This is a genomic window from Acinetobacter sp. TUM15071 (assembly GCF_008980925.1).
Classification (GTDB): Bacteria; Pseudomonadota; Gammaproteobacteria; order Pseudomonadales; family Moraxellaceae; genus Acinetobacter; species Acinetobacter dispersus.
In genome coordinates, this window is the sequence record NZ_BKGB01000001.1 from 197,734 (window position 1) to 214,141 (window position 16,408).

General features: G+C 40.8%; 13 protein-coding genes. 6 read left to right on the forward strand and 7 right to left on the reverse strand.

What is annotated here, in order from left to right:
- The first annotated feature begins 8 nt into the window (after positions 1-8).
- Genes tssA through GBI66_RS00955 form a run of 5 tightly spaced genes read left to right on the forward strand, consistent with a single transcriptional unit; the run spans position 9 to position 4,898 of the window.
- On the forward strand, positions 9-1,106 hold the full coding sequence (tssA, locus tag GBI66_RS00935) for a type VI secretion system protein TssA (protein ID WP_151714826.1): 1,098 nt from the start codon (positions 9-11) through the stop codon (positions 1,104-1,106).
- 16 nt (positions 1,107-1,122) lie between these two features.
- Positions 1,123-2,487 carry a type VI secretion system baseplate subunit TssK gene (gene tssK / locus GBI66_RS00940; protein WP_005190409.1) on the forward strand — a complete coding sequence of 455 codons (1,365 nt, stop codon included), beginning with the start codon at positions 1,123-1,125 and terminating at the stop codon, positions 2,485-2,487.
- 10 nt (positions 2,488-2,497) lie between these two features.
- On the forward strand, positions 2,498-3,304 hold the full coding sequence (gene icmH / locus GBI66_RS00945; RefSeq protein WP_005190413.1) for a type IVB secretion system protein IcmH/DotU: 807 nt from the start codon (positions 2,498-2,500) through the stop codon (positions 3,302-3,304).
- 10 nt (positions 3,305-3,314) lie between these two features.
- The gene (locus tag GBI66_RS00950; protein ID WP_005190416.1) at positions 3,315-3,926 is read left to right on the forward strand and encodes a hypothetical protein; all 612 of its coding nucleotides are present in this window, start codon (positions 3,315-3,317) and stop codon (positions 3,924-3,926) included.
- Positions 3,927-3,929: 3 nt separating this feature from the next.
- Positions 3,930-4,898, forward strand: coding sequence for a M15 family metallopeptidase (locus GBI66_RS00955; protein WP_167515362.1), 969 nt, complete (start codon positions 3,930-3,932; stop codon positions 4,896-4,898).
- Between the two features lie 122 nt (positions 4,899-5,020).
- On the opposite strand, the gene GBI66_RS00960 is transcribed toward GBI66_RS00955, so the two are convergent.
- Complete coding sequence (locus tag GBI66_RS00960) at positions 5,021-5,581, reverse strand: undecaprenyl-diphosphatase (protein ID WP_151714827.1); 561 nt, start codon at positions 5,579-5,581, stop codon at positions 5,021-5,023.
- 159 nt (positions 5,582-5,740) lie between these two features.
- On the opposite strand from GBI66_RS00960, the gene GBI66_RS00965 reads away from it, so the two are divergent.
- On the forward strand, positions 5,741-6,505 hold the full coding sequence (locus GBI66_RS00965; protein WP_005190423.1) for a hypothetical protein: 765 nt from the start codon (positions 5,741-5,743) through the stop codon (positions 6,503-6,505).
- A gap of 88 nt (positions 6,506-6,593) precedes the next feature.
- Here the strand turns inward: GBI66_RS00965 and posA are convergent, their stop codons facing one another.
- From posA to GBI66_RS00995, 6 genes are all read right to left on the reverse strand, one after another.
- Positions 6,594-10,592, reverse strand: coding sequence for a delta-poly-L-ornithine synthetase PosA (gene posA / locus GBI66_RS00970; RefSeq protein ID WP_151714828.1), 3,999 nt, complete (start codon positions 10,590-10,592; stop codon positions 6,594-6,596).
- Positions 10,593-10,760: 168 nt separating this feature from the next.
- Positions 10,761-11,462: a membrane integrity-associated transporter subunit PqiC gene (locus tag GBI66_RS00975; RefSeq protein ID WP_151714829.1), complete on the reverse strand. Its 702-nt coding sequence runs from the start codon at positions 11,460-11,462 to the stop codon at positions 10,761-10,763.
- Positions 11,459-13,111, reverse strand: a complete 1,653-nt coding sequence (locus tag GBI66_RS00980; RefSeq protein ID WP_151714830.1) for an MlaD family protein — start codon at positions 13,109-13,111, stop codon at positions 11,459-11,461. Before GBI66_RS00980 ends, GBI66_RS00975 begins: the two co-directional genes overlap by 4 nt.
- A gap of 45 nt (positions 13,112-13,156) precedes the next feature.
- On the reverse strand, positions 13,157-13,936 hold the full coding sequence (locus tag GBI66_RS00985; protein WP_005190433.1) for a paraquat-inducible protein A: 780 nt from the start codon (positions 13,934-13,936) through the stop codon (positions 13,157-13,159).
- Entirely contained in the window at positions 13,933-14,583 is a 651-nt protein-coding gene (locus GBI66_RS00990) for a paraquat-inducible protein A (RefSeq protein ID WP_151714831.1), read from the reverse strand. Before GBI66_RS00990 ends, GBI66_RS00985 begins: the two co-directional genes overlap by 4 nt.
- A 314-nt stretch (positions 14,584-14,897) precedes the next feature.
- Positions 14,898-16,388 carry an amino acid permease gene (locus GBI66_RS00995; protein WP_005205135.1) on the reverse strand — a complete coding sequence of 497 codons (1,491 nt, stop codon included), beginning with the start codon at positions 16,386-16,388 and terminating at the stop codon, positions 14,898-14,900.
- Positions 16,389-16,408: the final 20 nt, after the last annotated feature.

A 16,408-nucleotide genomic window follows, 5' to 3' on the forward strand; every position in this document is an offset into this window, starting at 1 on the left:
AATTTGTGATGCATATGGATATTTTATCTTTACTAACGCCAATTAATGAGCAGTCACCTTGTGGTGAGGATTACTCATTTTCAAATGAGTTTCATGCGATTAAAAAAGCAAAGACCCAAGATGATGTACTGCTTGATCAAGGTGACTGGGTCACTGAACCTAAGCAGGCCGATTGGGACTTTGTCTCAATGACATCTATAGATTTACTCCAATCGAAAAGTAAAGATATCCGTTTACTCACTTGGCTCTCAGAAGCTTGGGCAAACCTTTATGGTTTTGAAGGAATTTCCAAAAGTCTCGAGCTTAGCCATCGCTTATTAGAACAATATTGGTTAACGCTACACCCTGAAGTTGAAGATGAGGATCTAGATCAACGTATTGGCTTATTACAGGGCTTAATTAACCAACTGCCGCTATTGATCAAAAAAGTCTCTTTGATCAATCATGCACCTTATTATCATTTGCTCGACTACGACAACTTTCTTTATCACGAGAATATCCGTCGTAAACAAAGCGATGATTATGAGGGCTCAAGTGGTTCGACAGAATTAGAGCAATTCGAACAAGCCTTATCAAATACAGATAAAAATTTTCAGCGTCAAAACTATCAAAGTTTTAATGAGATCCTACAACAATGGGCAACATTGAAACAGGTTTTAGATGGCCTGCTTGGTTTAGACTCACCTAGTTTTGCTGCGATCGATTCAAGCTTAGACACCATTCATATCACGCTGAAAAAGATTTATAAGACCGATTTGTTTGAGCAGCCGGCTCAAACTGTCATTACAGAAATCGAAACATCGACAACGCCGATGGTACAACCCGTGACAACACAATCTTCTGCTCCACAAAACCAGCTGTCTTTCCAGCCACAAGTTCAATCGCATGTCGAAAATCGTGAACAGGCCATGCGTGTACTGCAAGAAATTGCCACTTATTTTCAGAAGAATGAGCCGCATAGTCCTGTCAGCTATATGCTGCAAAAAACCATCAAGTGGAGTCAAATGCCGTTGCATGAATGGTTAACCCAAGTGATTAAGGATGAACATCCTTTACAAATGCTACAGGACACCCTTGGTGTTCAGCCAAAGAATGAATACGAATAATTGTTGGTAAATAAATATGTTTAAAGCAGAAAAGATTCTTTGGGGTGAAGGCTTATTTTTACGTCCTCAGCATTTCCAGATTCAAGACACCTACCATGAGCAACGCTTGAATCATACGATTCGAGCAATGATTCCACATGCCTATGGCGTGCAGAAATTAAAGTTCGATGAAGTTCAACTTTCTACTCATATTCTAGCTTTGCAAGAAGTCGAAATCATTTGGCAAGATGGTGAAATTTATCATGCTCCTGCACAAGACTTATTGCCAGAACCATTGTTGTTAGATGACCTTAATCTACAAGGTGAAATGACGGTTTATCTGGCATTGCCAATTTTGCAGGCCAATAAGAAAAACATTGCCGATGAAACACGTTCAGTTTCTAGTCGTTATCATAACTATTTGACTGAAACACATGATCTGTTTACTGATGCTAGCCCTGCTGAACTGAATTTGTTACGTCGTCGTGCCGAATTCAAATTGTTAGAACAGCATATTCAACCTAGTCAAAATTTAGATGGCTTCTTATATATTCCAGTCGCTAAGATTAAGCGTCAAAGCTCAGGTCACTTTGAGTTAGACAATAAATTTATTCCCCCTATTTTGCATATCGCGGCTTCGGAATCTTTAATTAATAATTTAAAGCGTACGCTCAACGTTATTAAGGCAAAAATTAAAACCATTCAAAGCAACAATCGTGAAAATGAACAGAAACTCATTGAATTCCGTTCGGGTGACATCGTTTCGTTCTGGTTAATCAATGCCTTAAATACGGCTTATGCAGGCTTGAATCACCTGTTGCAATATCCATTGATTCACCCTGAGCGTTTATTTTCAGAATTATTGCGTTTGACAGGATCTTTACTGACCTTCTCCACTGCGTATGATGTTGATCATTTGCCACACTATAAGCATCACCAATTACAAGACAGTTTCCAACAGCTTGATCTGATTCTAAGAGATTTATTAGATACCATTATTTCAAGTCGCTATTTCAGCATTGCCTTGAAAGAAATTCGACCGTCTTATTGGGTAGGTAGTCTCGAGTCCGACAAAATTACCCGTGATACACGTCTTTATGTCGCTGTTTCAAGCAGCATGATGCAAACCCATGAATTGATCCAAATCGTTCCATTGCGCTTTAAAGTCGGTAGTACCATTGACGTCGAACAACGTGTAATTGCAGCACTTCCAGCTGTTCCACTCCATCATTTAATGCAAGTGCCGACAGCCATTCCAGTCCGTTCAGGTGTGAGCTATTTTGAGATTGAACCGCACCACGAACTTTATCAACGTATGCTTGAGTCAGAATCCATCTGTATCTATGTGCCTGCTGGGTTCCAAGATATTAGTATTGAACTGATTGCTGTAATGAATAGTTAAGAGAACAACAATGACTCAACCAACAGGCATCCCTTCTTTATTTGATGATGGAAAAATCGGTTCAGGTCTCCCTACGTCTGAGCAACCACAGAATAAAGCGCAAGTCACCAATTTGATTGACCTATTACATGATGGGTTTTATCTGGTTTTCTTAATTCGTAATCGTTACATTCCTGCCAACCCGAATGATTTCCGTGAAAAAATTCTGGATCTATTAAATCGTTTTGAGCAACAAGCCAAACGATTGCAATTTTCTGCCGATGATATTCATGATTCGAAATATGCATTTTGTGCACTGATTGATGAAACGATTGCGACACAACAAGATCCTGCTTACTTTAACTTGCAAAATACTTGGCTGATTAGCCCACTGCAATTGAGCTTATTTGGTTCACAACTGGCAGGCTATCGTTTTTTTGAAATATTGGAACAACTCCGTAGTCGTGGCAAAGAGCGCTTAGCTTCACTTGAAGTATTCCATTACTGTTTATTGCTTGGTTTTCAAGGCAAGTATCGACTGGAATCAGTTGAGAGCTTAAACCATCTTGTCGCTCGTGTAGGCGATGAGATTGATTATCTCAAAGGTAAAAAAGCGGCCTTCTCACCATTCGCAGCGATCCCTGACCAGATTAAACATATCATTCACCATGAGTTACCTTTTTTCTGGATTCTGATCTTCTTGCTCATGTTTGCAGCACTCACTTTTGCGGGCCTAAAGTTCATGCTGTCAAAACAAAATCAAGCTGCTTTAAACCCTTATCAAAATGTGATTTCTGCACCAGCGGAAGAAGCACATATCACCATTCATTTGCCTTAGTTGATAACGTATGACTCAGGAAAGAGCAACTTCTTTACGCATATTACAGACCAATAAGAAAAAAACCTTATCGCCTGTAATTTATATACTGATTGGATTTATTTCAGGGGTAATTTTTACCTCTCTGATTTTCTTTGTATTTGTTATGGGTTCAAATTCTGCCGATACAGCAATGCCACAGCAGCAACAAGCGATAGAAGAAAATCCAACCGTTCTGCCAAATGCAAAAGCGACAGCTCAAAATACCGATGAAGTTGCGACTATTCAGCACGAAACAACAGAACCCGTTGAAGAGAATAACATTGCTCAACCAGGAAGTAATGATTTAAGCAAATTCTTCCAACGGACACCACCAGCAGCACCTGCTCCGAGTGGGCAGCAGGTTTCCCCTTTTGCCAATGAGCCAAATGCCAAAACACCGCAAAAGGTAGCCCCTGTCAAATCACCACAAGGGAAAAATGAACCAGTTCCAGCGGTAATAAATAAAACCGTGAAGCCAACATCCCCTCAACCAGCTAAAGCCGCTCCAACAAAAGAGCCTGAAGCTGAAGTCGAAGCACCTGAAGCAACTGTACAGATAAAAGTGACCCAAAAACCTTTTGCCGTAAATGACCTCAAATAAAAAATGATTTGGCTTATCTTCTTCTGCTTCGCTGCAGTTGCGATTGGATTGACGTTGCTCATGTCTTATGAGTTACGTCATAAATCCAAACAACTATTGCAATCCCTGCTCCCAAGCGGAAAAAAGAAAATTGTCAATGCCATGCAGTTCGCAGAGAACATGCATCAAGCAGCTTCGCCAGAAAAATTGCAATCTCATTGGCACCTACAGCAATGGTGGATTTTAATCGCAGGCTTCTTTTTATTTGCCAGTATTATGATTTTTGCGTTTACCCGCCCAATCAATTCCACACGAATTGAAGCTGAGTATTTGAAAGAGACAGACCCGCAGATATATAGTTTACTCAATGGTGAAATGCTCAGTCCACCACCCGATGTTGACGATACACTGATCCAAGATGCAATTGTAGAAGCAACTCGTTTAGAACAAGCGTATCAAGCTCAGCACCCGACAGATCCAAGCATTGACGCTTCTCAAATTGAGATTCCAATTACGCATTCGCATGGCAGCTTGGATTCGTCACTTGTGGATCGTAAATGGGACAAAATCAATCCACGCTATAAGCAACGCCTGCTCATGGTGTTTAAAATCATGAAAGAACAACATGGTTATGAGCTGGTTCTACTTGAGGGTTATCGCAGCCCAAGTCGTCAGAATATGTTAGCTGGTAACCCAAATACAACCCGAGCCAAAGGTTACCAAAGCTATCACCAATTCGGTTTAGCAGCGGATGTAGCCTTTAAGCGCAATGGTAAAGTCGTGATTACTGAACGTGACCCTTGGGCTATGCGTGGTTATGAGTTATATGGCCAAGTTGCTGAATCAGTTGGTTTGACTTGGGGTGGTCGTTGGAAATCGATTAAAGATTATGGTCATACCGAATACCGTATGCCTGGTTTAAGAAAAACCAAGGAAATGGCTGAACAACTAACTGCTGAAGGACAGTTAACAGCAAGAGCAGATGAGTCTTAAAACAAATCTAAAGTACAGTAAAAAAATAAATAAAGCCTATCTTTATAAATAGATAGGCTTTATTTTAATATCGAATTAAAATATTTCAATAAAATATAAATCATACTAAAATTAAAATTATCTTAATCAACAACAGAGATGGGAATTGTTTTTTTAACTTTAAAAATAAATTCCTTAAATATTACACTCATCCCCAACACTAATATAAAAGCAATAATAAATGAGCCTAATACATCAAAAGGAAAATGAACACCTATATAAATCCTTGACCAACCTACGATTAAAGCCAATAGCAAAGCTGCACTTCCTATTTTTCGATAGCCAGAAACTAAGTAAGAAAAAGCAATCGTTGCCACAGTCAAGGTATGTTGGCTAGGAAATGAAGAAGATGAGCCATGCCCTGTCAGGATGTGTCCGATTCCAAGGTCAAACGGCCGTGGATGGTAATAGATTGCATGAATGAATTGCGTGACCAATAAAGAAACGACAATGGTGATGAGCATCTTGATAAACTGTACTCGGTATTTTTTATCCTTAAAAAACAATGAAGCAATTAAAAATACAAATAATACTGCAATTAAATTATGTGAAGCGAATAATGCAGCTTTATCTAAAATAGGATTTTGAGTTGCGGCCGAGTTAATCCAATTAAATAAGCTGATATCGATAGTTTCAATTGACATCGTCAATCGTTCCATGATGGTTTGACGATGCAAATATAAAAATATCAACTTAAAATAAAATTAAATACGCTTAAAAACCAAACAAAATTACAATTTAGTTTTAAGTCGCTATTAATAAAAAAATCCTAAATTTGATCTACCCTTCAATTGGAGTGAATTATGGATAACAAAAATAGGCTACCAGAAGTATTAAGCAAAGTGCCTGAAGTGACTTTGCTGTTCTGGATTATAAAAATTGCAGCAACAACACTCGGTGAAACGGCTGGTGATGCTTTATCAATGTCGCTCAATCTGGGCTATATATTAAGTACATGTATTTTTTCTATTATTTTTATTGGCTTTGTTTCACTGCAAATGAAAGCCAAAGAGTACAAACCCTTTTTATATTGGGCAACCATTATCTCAACCACAACACTGGGAACCACCATTGCTGATTATGTCGATCGCTCTCTAGGCATAGGTTATCTCGGAGGGAGTATTATTTTACTCACCCTACTGCTTAGCTCGCTTGCGATCTGGTATTGGAGCTGTGGCAACATTGCGGTGAACAGTGTCCAGTCCGCAAAGACCGAAGCCTTTTACTGGGTCACCATTATGTTCTCTCAAACCCTAGGAACAGCGCTTGGTGACTGGACAGCAGATACCCAAGGACTAGGTTATACAGGGGCTGCCCTGATCTTTGGTTCATTACTGCTTATCTTGATTATCTTATATTATTGGACCAAGATCTCTAGAACATTTTTATTCTGGTCAGCTTTTGTTTTAACCAGACCTCTCGGTGCGGTCTTAGGTGACTTTTTAGATAAACCTCTTGATCACGGTGGGCTGGATTTAAGCCGATTCGGTGCTTCTTTTGTGTTATTGGCTTTTATCCTTGTTTGTTTAGTGTTTTTTAAATCTAAACCAGCTTCAACAGCACATTAAATCTTTCTTCAATCCTCTTCACTGCACATATAGAAAAGGGACAAGAAAAATTATTTTCTTATCCCTTTTAGTGATCACTTATAAATGATTAGCTATGTTTCCAAGGTACTGCAGGTGAGCCAATCCATGCTGATTTTGCAGGAATATTCTCTCCTTTCATTACCAATGTCAGTGGACCTAATACCGCATGATCAGCCACATTGGCATTGTATAAAATGATACTACGCGAATTCACCACCACATCATTGCCAATATTGACTTGACCTATTTTCATGATGCGGTCTTCAAATAAATGCGTTTGTGGCCCAGAGAAGCTGTTAAATTCTGCACGGTCACCAATCTTCACACAGTCAAATTCAGTGATATCGGCGGTATCTAGATATACATCCTTACCAATCCCAACACCTAAAAGACGTAAGAAGAAAGGCAACATTGGTGTCCCTCTTAAATAATTCAAGAAGTTCGGAATCGCAACAGATTCATAGAGACTGGTAATCCCTTCACTAAGCCAAACGAACATGGTCCACATCGGTGCCGAACGTGGTTGATAACGTCCAATGAAAGTCCATTTCAATACGGTCACGATGACAAAACAACCGACTCCATATAGCAGTCCTGCTAAAGTTAAAGCCAACAATCCCGTAGCAATACTATAATGATTAATCACATCAATCACTTCTAAAACAATCATATAGCCTACACCAATTGCCAAAGCCGTTGGCAATACAATACGTAAACCCTCAATCAAAGCACGCATGAAACGGCGTTTCATACTTGGTTTAAAGGTTAGATGATCTGGATATTGCGCTGCTGCTTCACGCGCTGGCAACAGTAAAGGTGGCGAACCAAACCATGTCTGACCTGAATACATTTCTCGGTTCTCCGGTGTTTTCGATTGCACACCAATCAAAACATTATCCGGTAATACCGTACCATCCGCGATATAAGCACTATTCCCAACAAAACTACGATTGCCAATTTGAGTGGATTTCAACGACATCCAGCCACCTTTAATTTCTTCATCACCCAACATCACCGCATCTGCAATAAAGCTTTCTTCACCTAGGGTCAGCATTTCAGGAATCACACCTGTAGCGGTAGAAATTTCTGTATTTTTACCTACCTTTGCGCCCAACATACGAAACCATGTTGGAGCATATATGGTGGCGAACAAACCATGTAAAGTCTGTAAACTTGTCTCTAAAATCTGAGCTGCGAACCATTTACGATAATAAGTACCACCATGTACCGCATAAGTGCCTGTCTCTAAACGCGGCAACACTACTTTACGTATAGCGGATGAAATTAATGCAGTGATCACCATCATCATTGCACTGGCAGGAATCGCAAGAATGAAATAATACAGTGCGGTTTGAACATGATTATTCGGATCAATATTAAACACATTCACATCTAACCAATCGACCAATAAAAAGCTTGGAAAAATCGGAATAAAGAACAAACACGCAATGATTAAAGCACTGACACTGTAATAGCCATATTCAGAAAATTTTCGTACTAAGGATAATTTTGGACGTGCTGCCAATGATTCCAACTCATCAATATGGCCTATTTTTTTCGCTGGTGTTCCGTCCCAAATTTCAGCTGTGGGTACCGTCGTGCCATATTCAATTGAGGTTAAAGCATTGACATGCGCTTGCGGTTCTAACACGGTATTTTCTTCCAATACTGCATAAGATCCCACATAGCTGTCTTGTTTGAGTTGGATTGAACCCAATACGAGGTGTCCGTGTTCCACCTTGGCATTTTCCAGATTTACATTGGAACCAATACTGACCCCATCTTCAATCTCTAACAAAGATGGCATACGGATATGCACGGAACTAATCGTGACATCATGCCCAATTTTTGCCCCAAGTGCTTTGAGATATAAATTCAGTAAGGTTGAACCAGATAAAAGATATACAGGTGAAATACTGGTGATCCGATCCGCTAACCACCAACGGAAATAAGTCATTCCCCATAATGGATAACGACCTGCACCAACCCCTAACATCAGTAAACGTTTTACTGTAATTGAAACTACAAAACTGGCAATAATCACACTGATATACACCAGTAAAGACAATGCGATCGCATAAGGAATACTGTCTCGTGTGCCGCCTGTGAAATAGTGATAAGTAAAGAATGGTGCCAACCATTGCAGAATATTGATCGAGATCAATACAGGAATTGTCCCTGCCTGTGCAATTCCACACAGCCATTTATAGCTTTGATTACGCGGATTGTCTTGTCCAATTTGACGATCAAATGAGGAAGGTTCAGGCTGTTCTAACATTAAAGCTGCAATCGCCCCAACTTTTCTTGCCTGATATAAGCTTTGAATAGTCAGATGGCTATATTGAGGGTGTTCACGTAAATTTGAGATCAGTACTGCGGCAAGTAAGGAATGGCCTCCAAGATCATCAAAGAAATCTGAGTCTAACTTGATTGGGATATTCGGAAATAAACGACCTAGAATCTCAAATAAAATCTCTTCAGCTTCATTCTGTGGCTGGTCTGATTCACTCCGATCAATCACACTGGTTAATGGGCGAGCTTTCAAAGCCTTACGATCAATTTTCCCAGATAATAGTCGTGGCACTTCTTCAATAATTTCAAAGCGATTTGGCACCATATACGGCGGTAACCGCTGACTAAGCTGGTATCTGAGCTGCTTAATTTCAATCGCTTGTTTTGCCTCCAACTCAGGTGCAATAAAAGCAATCAGCTGATCAATACCATCTTCTGCTCTTAGAATAACTGCTGCCGTTCCAATTCCATCCAGATCACATAGCGCTGCTTCAATTTCACCGAGTTCGACACGGAAACCACGAATTTTGATTTGATCATCGGCACGACCTAAACAATGTACCTGACCGAACTCATCAATTTTGGCGAGGTCTCCTGTGCGATACAAGCTGATTTCATCCTCATTATTTGCCCAAGGATTCTCAATAAATTTGTCTGCAGTTAAATCAGCTCGACCTAAATAACCTTGTGCGACACTCGGACCAAAAATACACAGCTCCCCCGTTTCGCCTTGAGCTAATAGCTCTCGCTCTGCATTAATCACCAACATGCCATAGTTGGGCAATGGCTTACCAATGGTGACGGGTTTTCCTTGCTGTAATAATTCTAAACTAGCCGATACCGTGGTTTCAGTCGGACCATAGGTATTAAACATTTGATGGTGTGGTAAAGCCCAACGTTCCACCAATGAATCAGGGCACATTTCCCCACCCAGATTGATGATACGCAAGTTCGGAACGTCTTCAGGAAATAAAGCCAGTAAAGTCGGCACAGCATGTAATACGGTAATCTGTTGCTGTTTCAATGTTTGGCAGAGTCGCTCTGGATCACTGACTAAGGATTTTGGTGCAATCCACAAGCTTGCACCGACGAGGTAAGACAACCAGATTTCTTCAAAGGACATATCAAAAGCAACCGAGAAACCTTGATAGACCTTATCCTGCTCTTGAATCCCTAAAATACTGTTTTCACTGCGCAAGAAATGACAAATATTTTTCTGCGTGATCACAATCCCTTTCGGCTTTCCTGTCGAACCCGAGGTATAAATAATATAGGCAGGCTGTTCAGGTGAGGTTTTGGCTAATTCCACAGTCTCATGCAGTGGTCGCTGCAATTCAGTATTGGTCCATTTGGTCTGTGGGACGTCTTGTAGTTGTTCATACCATTCATCACTGGTAATCATCCCCACTGCCGCAGCATCTTCAAGACAGACGGTGATTCGGTCTGCGGGCGTATCCATATCAAACGGTAACCAAGCTGCTCCACTCAGACAAATCGCTAACTGAGATTTTAATAACTCAATACCACGCGGCAGCCATAAGCCAATGATATCGCCAGCTTTTACCCCCTTAAGGGTCAAATGCTGCGCCATGACCAAAGCTTGTTGATATAACTCGCCATAGCTCAACGTTCGTTCAGCTTCGATCAAGGCAATTTTTTCTGGAAATGTCTGTGCCGTCTGAATAAAAATATCAGCAAGGACTTCATGCTGTAAAAATTCTGGGTGGTGCTTACCACGAATAATATTTTTTGCGCTCATCACACATTGATTCATTTTTATGCTCTCTTTAATGTTCTGATTTGGCTAAAGACGAAATGAGGTGTTCGTATTAGCAGGTAAATTAAAGAGAGCAACTTAAAACAACATTAAAGCGTGATGTCTGAATAAACAATAAAACCTGAACAGAACAAAAGTGATCAATCTGACCACTTTTTATTCAAATTATGAACAAATTACCCCATTTATGTTAGGTGAGGTTTTTGCATCTAAGGACACAATTGACAGCGCCATTGCATCAATAACTCGACTCAATGAACTACTCGCACCACTCACAATGTCTTGTATCTGATTGTTCTTACCTGATACTGGCTGAGTAAATGTCATACGGCAGGCCAGCTGCTGATTTTGGGTTGAGTTTTGATCTAAGGTGATATTCGGATCATTACGCTTAATGATCCACGCAACCGAAACTTCAACATTTTTGTTCGCGATATCAGATGTATTAATGATATCAAAATGTGAAAAATCAGTTGCAACACGATAAGACACCTTGCCACCTACCATACCGCTGTTATAACGATCAACCGCACCAAGCTTTTGCTGTAGGCCAGCAGACAGATTGTCTCTTAATTCAGCTCCAAGCGTGGACGTCCAACGCTCGTTTTCCATGATTTTAGATTTACCTGCTGCATCCTGTATCACGATAGGCGCACGATTGATACGATCTGGTAATCCAACAGGCAATACTTCAATGACCTTGACTTTTGAACTTGGCAATGGAGAAACTTTGCTTGCCAAGGTGTAATAATTCGGTGTGGGTGAACCCGAACAAGCTGTGAGCAACACCGCAGCAGATAAGATGCTCACGCCACTGAGCACTCCTGCTACAGCAGATGAATGTTTAGCGATGATTGTTCTTATCATTTGTTTGCCTCTGCTTTTTTACCCCGAATCAATGATTCAGGATGCTGTTCAATATAATCAGCCATTAATTGTAAAGATGCCGCAGCTCGAGTCATTTGCTGCAATGCTTTACGCACATCCTGCTGCATCGGTGCATCACTGGATAAGATGGATTCACTCGATTGCATGGTTTTACGCACATCATTCAGCGTCGCTTGTAAGCCAGGTGCAACTTTGCCATCTAACTGTTTCACCAGTTTGTCAGTCGACTCAATGGTGGTGTTCATATTATTAAGCGTCTTACGAACATCTTGCCCGATTTCTTCGAGTGGGAACTTACTTACTTTATCCGCGATTTGTGAAACTTGCGCTTGTAAGCCACTCAACTCTGTTGCCGTGGTTGGTACTTCAACACGCCCATCTGGTCTGGTGATTAAAGATGCGGCTTTGGCTTTTGGAAACTTATCAAAGGCAATATAGTTCTGACCAGTTAATAAATTACCTGTCCGCATCTGCGCACGCCAACCTCTCTCAATAAAGTATTTAAAAATTTCGCCATCTGGATCAAGTTCTTTGCCATGCGCTAAACGCGATGGATAAATCACTGCATCCACGCGCATTCTTAAATGTGTATAAGACTGATCAAATTCGACATTGATTGCTTTGACATTACCAATCTCAATGCCCATAAAGTCAATTGGTGCACCCGCTGTTAAACCACGAAGTGAATGATCAAAGTACATAATAATTGGACGCGGCTTACCATCAGGCTCTTTCATGGCCTCTTTGCGAGAATCTGATAAAGTAAAATAACTATTGTTTGGTGCGATAGCCCCAGCAGAATTTTCCGGATAACCAAAGGCAATACCACCCGCAATAATACTGGCAAGCGATTGCGTATCCAGATTAAATCCGGATGCATTTAAAGTCACATCGACCCCACTGGCCTGCCAAAAACGTGCATCTGTGGTTACGAACTTATCGTAAGGAGATTGAATAAAGGTTTGTAGTTCAACACTTTTACCATCAGCTGCCAATTTATATGCTGTAATCTGCCCGACATTAATTCTGCGATAGTAAATCGGCACGCCAACATCAAGTGATCCCAAGTCCTGTGCTTTTAAGAAAAACACCTTACCTGGTATATCCGATGACACTACAGGTGGAACTTCGAGCCCAATAAAATTCTCTTGCTTCTGTTCAGCCTTCCCTCCATCGACTTCAATGTATGCGCCTGAGAGTAAGGTATCAATACCCGAAATACCTCCAGTTCCCACTCGAGGTCTCACCACCCAAAAACGCGAATCTTTAGCAGCAAAATTACTGGCATCTTTGCGTAATTCGATTTTGGCAATGACATGCGAACGATCATCCGAAAGATCAATTTGTCGCACTAAACCAATATCGACCTGCTTATAGCGTACCGTGGTTTTCCCTGCAACCAAGCCTTCTGCTGTTCGGAAAGACACTTCAATGGTTGGGCCTGTATCCAAAACGGCTTTTGCTGCAAGCGAAAGTGCGATTAAAAGCGCAACAAATGGAACCAGCCAAATGAGTGCAGGTCTCCAACGTCCCTTCTTTTTTTCAGGTTCGTCAAAGATTGCATCGTTCTGCGTTAACACCGTAGTGTTTTCTTCAGAATCTTGGCTATTCGGGGTATTTTCTGACATAGTGATCTTTCTTTTATAGGTCAAAAATAAGGCTCATCGTCAATCTTAACTTTTTAATTGATGAATTGCCGTTCCTTTCAAATGATTTGATTGTTGCGCATTCGCGTGACGCGCCTTGAAATAATTGTCCCAAATAATTCTTGGATCAAAACTGAGTGAAGCAAACATGGTCAACACCACTACAGCACCAAAAGCAACTGCGCCAGGCCCTGCCAAAATAGTGGCCAATGACTGAATTTGAATCAATGCAGTCAGCAATGCAACCACAAAGACATCAATCATCGACCAACGCCCAATAAATTCAACAATGCGATACATCAGCGCACATTGTTCAGGGGTAAAATGCCATCTTGAAGATGACTGCATATAGACTGAAATTAATAAAAAAATCAGAATCAATAATTTTAAGATTGGGATAAAAATACTGGCCATAAAAATAACCACAGACACCAGATAATCACTATTTTGCCAGAAATAGATCACACCACTGATAATGGTATCTTGCTGACGCCCCAACAAAGAATCTGTTACCGTCATGGGTAGTACATTGGCTGGTATATATAAAATTGCTGCAGCGACCACCAAAGCAAAAGTACGGTTTAAACTTTGTGGTTTGCGTGAGTGCAAGGTACTTTTACATCTTGAACATTGAGCATGATTGTGCTGATCTGCGTGACTTGCTACAGCATTCAGTAATCCACAGCAATGACATTGAATGAGCCCAACCTGTTTTGCCCTGACATAGTTTTTGATCTGTAAATCAACATCGGAAAGGTGTTCTACAATTGAACCAATCTCGGTGTCATGGTCGTGTTTTTGCTTCATCCAAGACTCCGATCAACTTCATCCCAGATATCTTTAATCTTGACCGAAGCAATATAGACCAAAAGCACGCTCAATAACGTAAATGCCCAAAGTGCAACACCAGGAATAACGGTGACCATGCCCACAAGTTTGACCAAGGTTACAAGTACACCAATTAAAAAAACCTCAACCATGCCCCATGTCCGAAACAGAAATAAGGCTCTCAGTGCCAAAGTCAAAAATTGAGGCCTGACCTTCAACACACTAATAAAAAAAAGCACATAGCTCAGCAATAACAGCTCAACCAAAGGCACAATAAATGTTGTAATCAGAATTAAAACACCGACCAAGGCACGGTCAATATGAAACATGGTCCATGCAGCACCGATTAAAGTGGTCTGAGAGGTATTGCCCTGTAGCTCAACAATGACGATGGGAAAACTATTGGCAATCACAAAAACAATCAAAGCGGTAATGACCAAGGCAAGCAAAGAAGAAAAAGATCGACTTCGACGATATAACTCCGCACTACAACAGGTGCAATATGCCCGTTCACCCGATGCAAGCTCAACCCTGCGATATATTGCATCGCATTCTTCACAACCCGCCAGTTCAGTTAGTCTGACTTGCTGACCAATCACTACGGATGGATTATTTTTATTCGCCATAAAGTCAAACTCATCACACAGATTCTTTGTTGTTTAAGAAATCGACTTAACCCATTTATACCTTTTATTTTTGCAATCACAACCACGGACTGTATTTCTTACACAATATGTAAACAAATCATCATCTAAAAGCATTCTTAATCATATCAATTGATGGCTTATTTAATCTTTATCAGAAAGAACAAAGCTCAGGTACGGGTAGTCTATCACCGAGCGTACAGCAGCCCTATTATCATACATAAAAAAGACGAATAGGTTGCAGATCACGCCTACAACCTATTCGTCTATATACTTATTTTAAATAAAAGTTTTACTTAAACGGCTTTATTTTTATAAAAAATATTGTAGCTCGCATAGCATGCGATAATAAACAGGACACAACAGACGAAGCCCACTTGCATCGATGGATCGGTCACCATACTAATACAGGTGATCACACAGAATACACCACCTAAAATCGGGGTGAGTGGGAATAATGGTGCAGCAAATTTTAAGTCTTTGACTGTTTTACCCGATTTGATCCATTGTCTGCGGAAGTTAAATTGGGAAACACAAATCGAAATCCATACCACTACCATGGTAAAAGCGGCAACACCCAATAAATTTTTGAAAATCGTTTCAGGTGCAAAATGTTCCGATAGCAAACCTGGAATCGCGCCAAACATAGTCACAATAATCGCAATAATTGGCGTCCCTGAACGGGTTAATTTTGAAAACACCTTCGGCAACTGATTCTTTGCAGACAATGACCACATCATCCGCGATGCAGCAAATAAACCTGAGTTTGCAGCAGATAAAAGTGCCGTAATAATCACAAAACGGATAATATCTTCCGCATATGGAATACCAATATAATTAAATACGGTAACGAATGGGCTATTACTGACACTGTTGGCATTTATACCTGCCATTTCATAAGGCAGTAATGCACAAATCACCACAATGGTACCCACAAAGAAAATCAACAAACGCCAGATCGCGGCATTGATGGCTTTAGGTACTGTTTTCGCAGGTTCTTCTGCTTCACCTGCCGCGACACCAATCAACTCTGTACCAGAGAATGCAAAGTTCACGATCAACATGGTCGCAAAAATTGGGAAAATACCATTTGGAAACCAGCCATGTTCCGTCAACTTACTGAACAACGGTGCCGACTCATGCCCATGATAAGAAATAAAGCCAAAGATAGCGGCTAAACCCAATCCAATAAAACAGATAATGGTCAGGACTTTAACCAAAGACAGCCAGAACTCTGACTCAGCAAATAGCCGTGTCGAACTGACATTTAAGCTAAACACCAGTCCTGCAAATAATAAGGTCCACGTCCACATGGAAATAGACGGAAACCATTCTTGCATCAGTAAAGCCGCAGCGGTAAATTCAGTTCCTAAGGTTGCAGTCCACGTCAGCCAATACAACCACGTGATCATATAGCCTGTGCCTGGGCCAATATAGGTTCTGGCATATTCACCAAAAGAACCTGAAACTGGCATTTGTACAGCGAGTTCACCTAAACACAACATCACCATGTATGCAATTACACCACCCAGTAGGTAAGAGAGAATCGCACCGACTGGACCAGCCTGAGAAATGACATCACCAGAGCCCAAAAACAACCCTGTTCCAATTGCACCACCTAAAGAAATCATGACCAGATGACGTTTGGTCATGGCACGTTTCAATGGTTTACCCACTTCAATCTCTGCGCTCGAAGTTTCCGATAAACTGGCAACATCCTGCTGCGGTACATATTGTCCACTCAGGGCTTGGCCTGAGGGAAATGTCTTTTCGTTATTGTTACTCATACACGGTCACTCCAACTGTA

Excerpts from the sequence above, each read along its gene's own strand:
- tssA (WP_151714826.1), top strand. The coding sequence starts at position 9 with ATGCATATGGATATTTTATCTTTACTAACGCCAATTAATGAGCAGTCA.
- tssK (WP_005190409.1), top strand. The coding sequence starts at position 1,123 with ATGTTTAAAGCAGAAAAGATTCTTTGGGGTGAAGGCTTATTTTTACGT.
- icmH (WP_005190413.1), top strand. The coding sequence starts at position 2,498 with ATGACTCAACCAACAGGCATCCCTTCTTTATTTGATGATGGAAAAATC.
- GBI66_RS00950 (WP_005190416.1), top strand. The coding sequence starts at position 3,315 with ATGACTCAGGAAAGAGCAACTTCTTTACGCATATTACAGACCAATAAG.
- GBI66_RS00955 (WP_167515362.1), top strand. The coding sequence starts at position 3,930 with ATGATTTGGCTTATCTTCTTCTGCTTCGCTGCAGTTGCGATTGGATTG.
- GBI66_RS00960 (WP_151714827.1), bottom strand. The coding sequence starts at position 5,581 with ATGTCAATTGAAACTATCGATATCAGCTTATTTAATTGGATTAACTCG.
- GBI66_RS00965 (WP_005190423.1), top strand. The coding sequence starts at position 5,741 with ATGGATAACAAAAATAGGCTACCAGAAGTATTAAGCAAAGTGCCTGAA.
- posA (WP_151714828.1), bottom strand. The coding sequence starts at position 10,592 with ATGAATCAATGTGTGATGAGCGCAAAAAATATTATTCGTGGTAAGCAC.
- GBI66_RS00975 (WP_151714829.1), bottom strand. The coding sequence starts at position 11,462 with ATGATAAGAACAATCATCGCTAAACATTCATCTGCTGTAGCAGGAGTG.
- GBI66_RS00980 (WP_151714830.1), bottom strand. The coding sequence starts at position 13,111 with ATGTCAGAAAATACCCCGAATAGCCAAGATTCTGAAGAAAACACTACG.
- GBI66_RS00985 (WP_005190433.1), bottom strand. The coding sequence starts at position 13,936 with ATGAAGCAAAAACACGACCATGACACCGAGATTGGTTCAATTGTAGAA.
- GBI66_RS00990 (WP_151714831.1), bottom strand. The coding sequence starts at position 14,583 with ATGGCGAATAAAAATAATCCATCCGTAGTGATTGGTCAGCAAGTCAGA.
- GBI66_RS00995 (WP_005205135.1), bottom strand. The coding sequence starts at position 16,388 with ATGAGTAACAATAACGAAAAGACATTTCCCTCAGGCCAAGCCCTGAGT.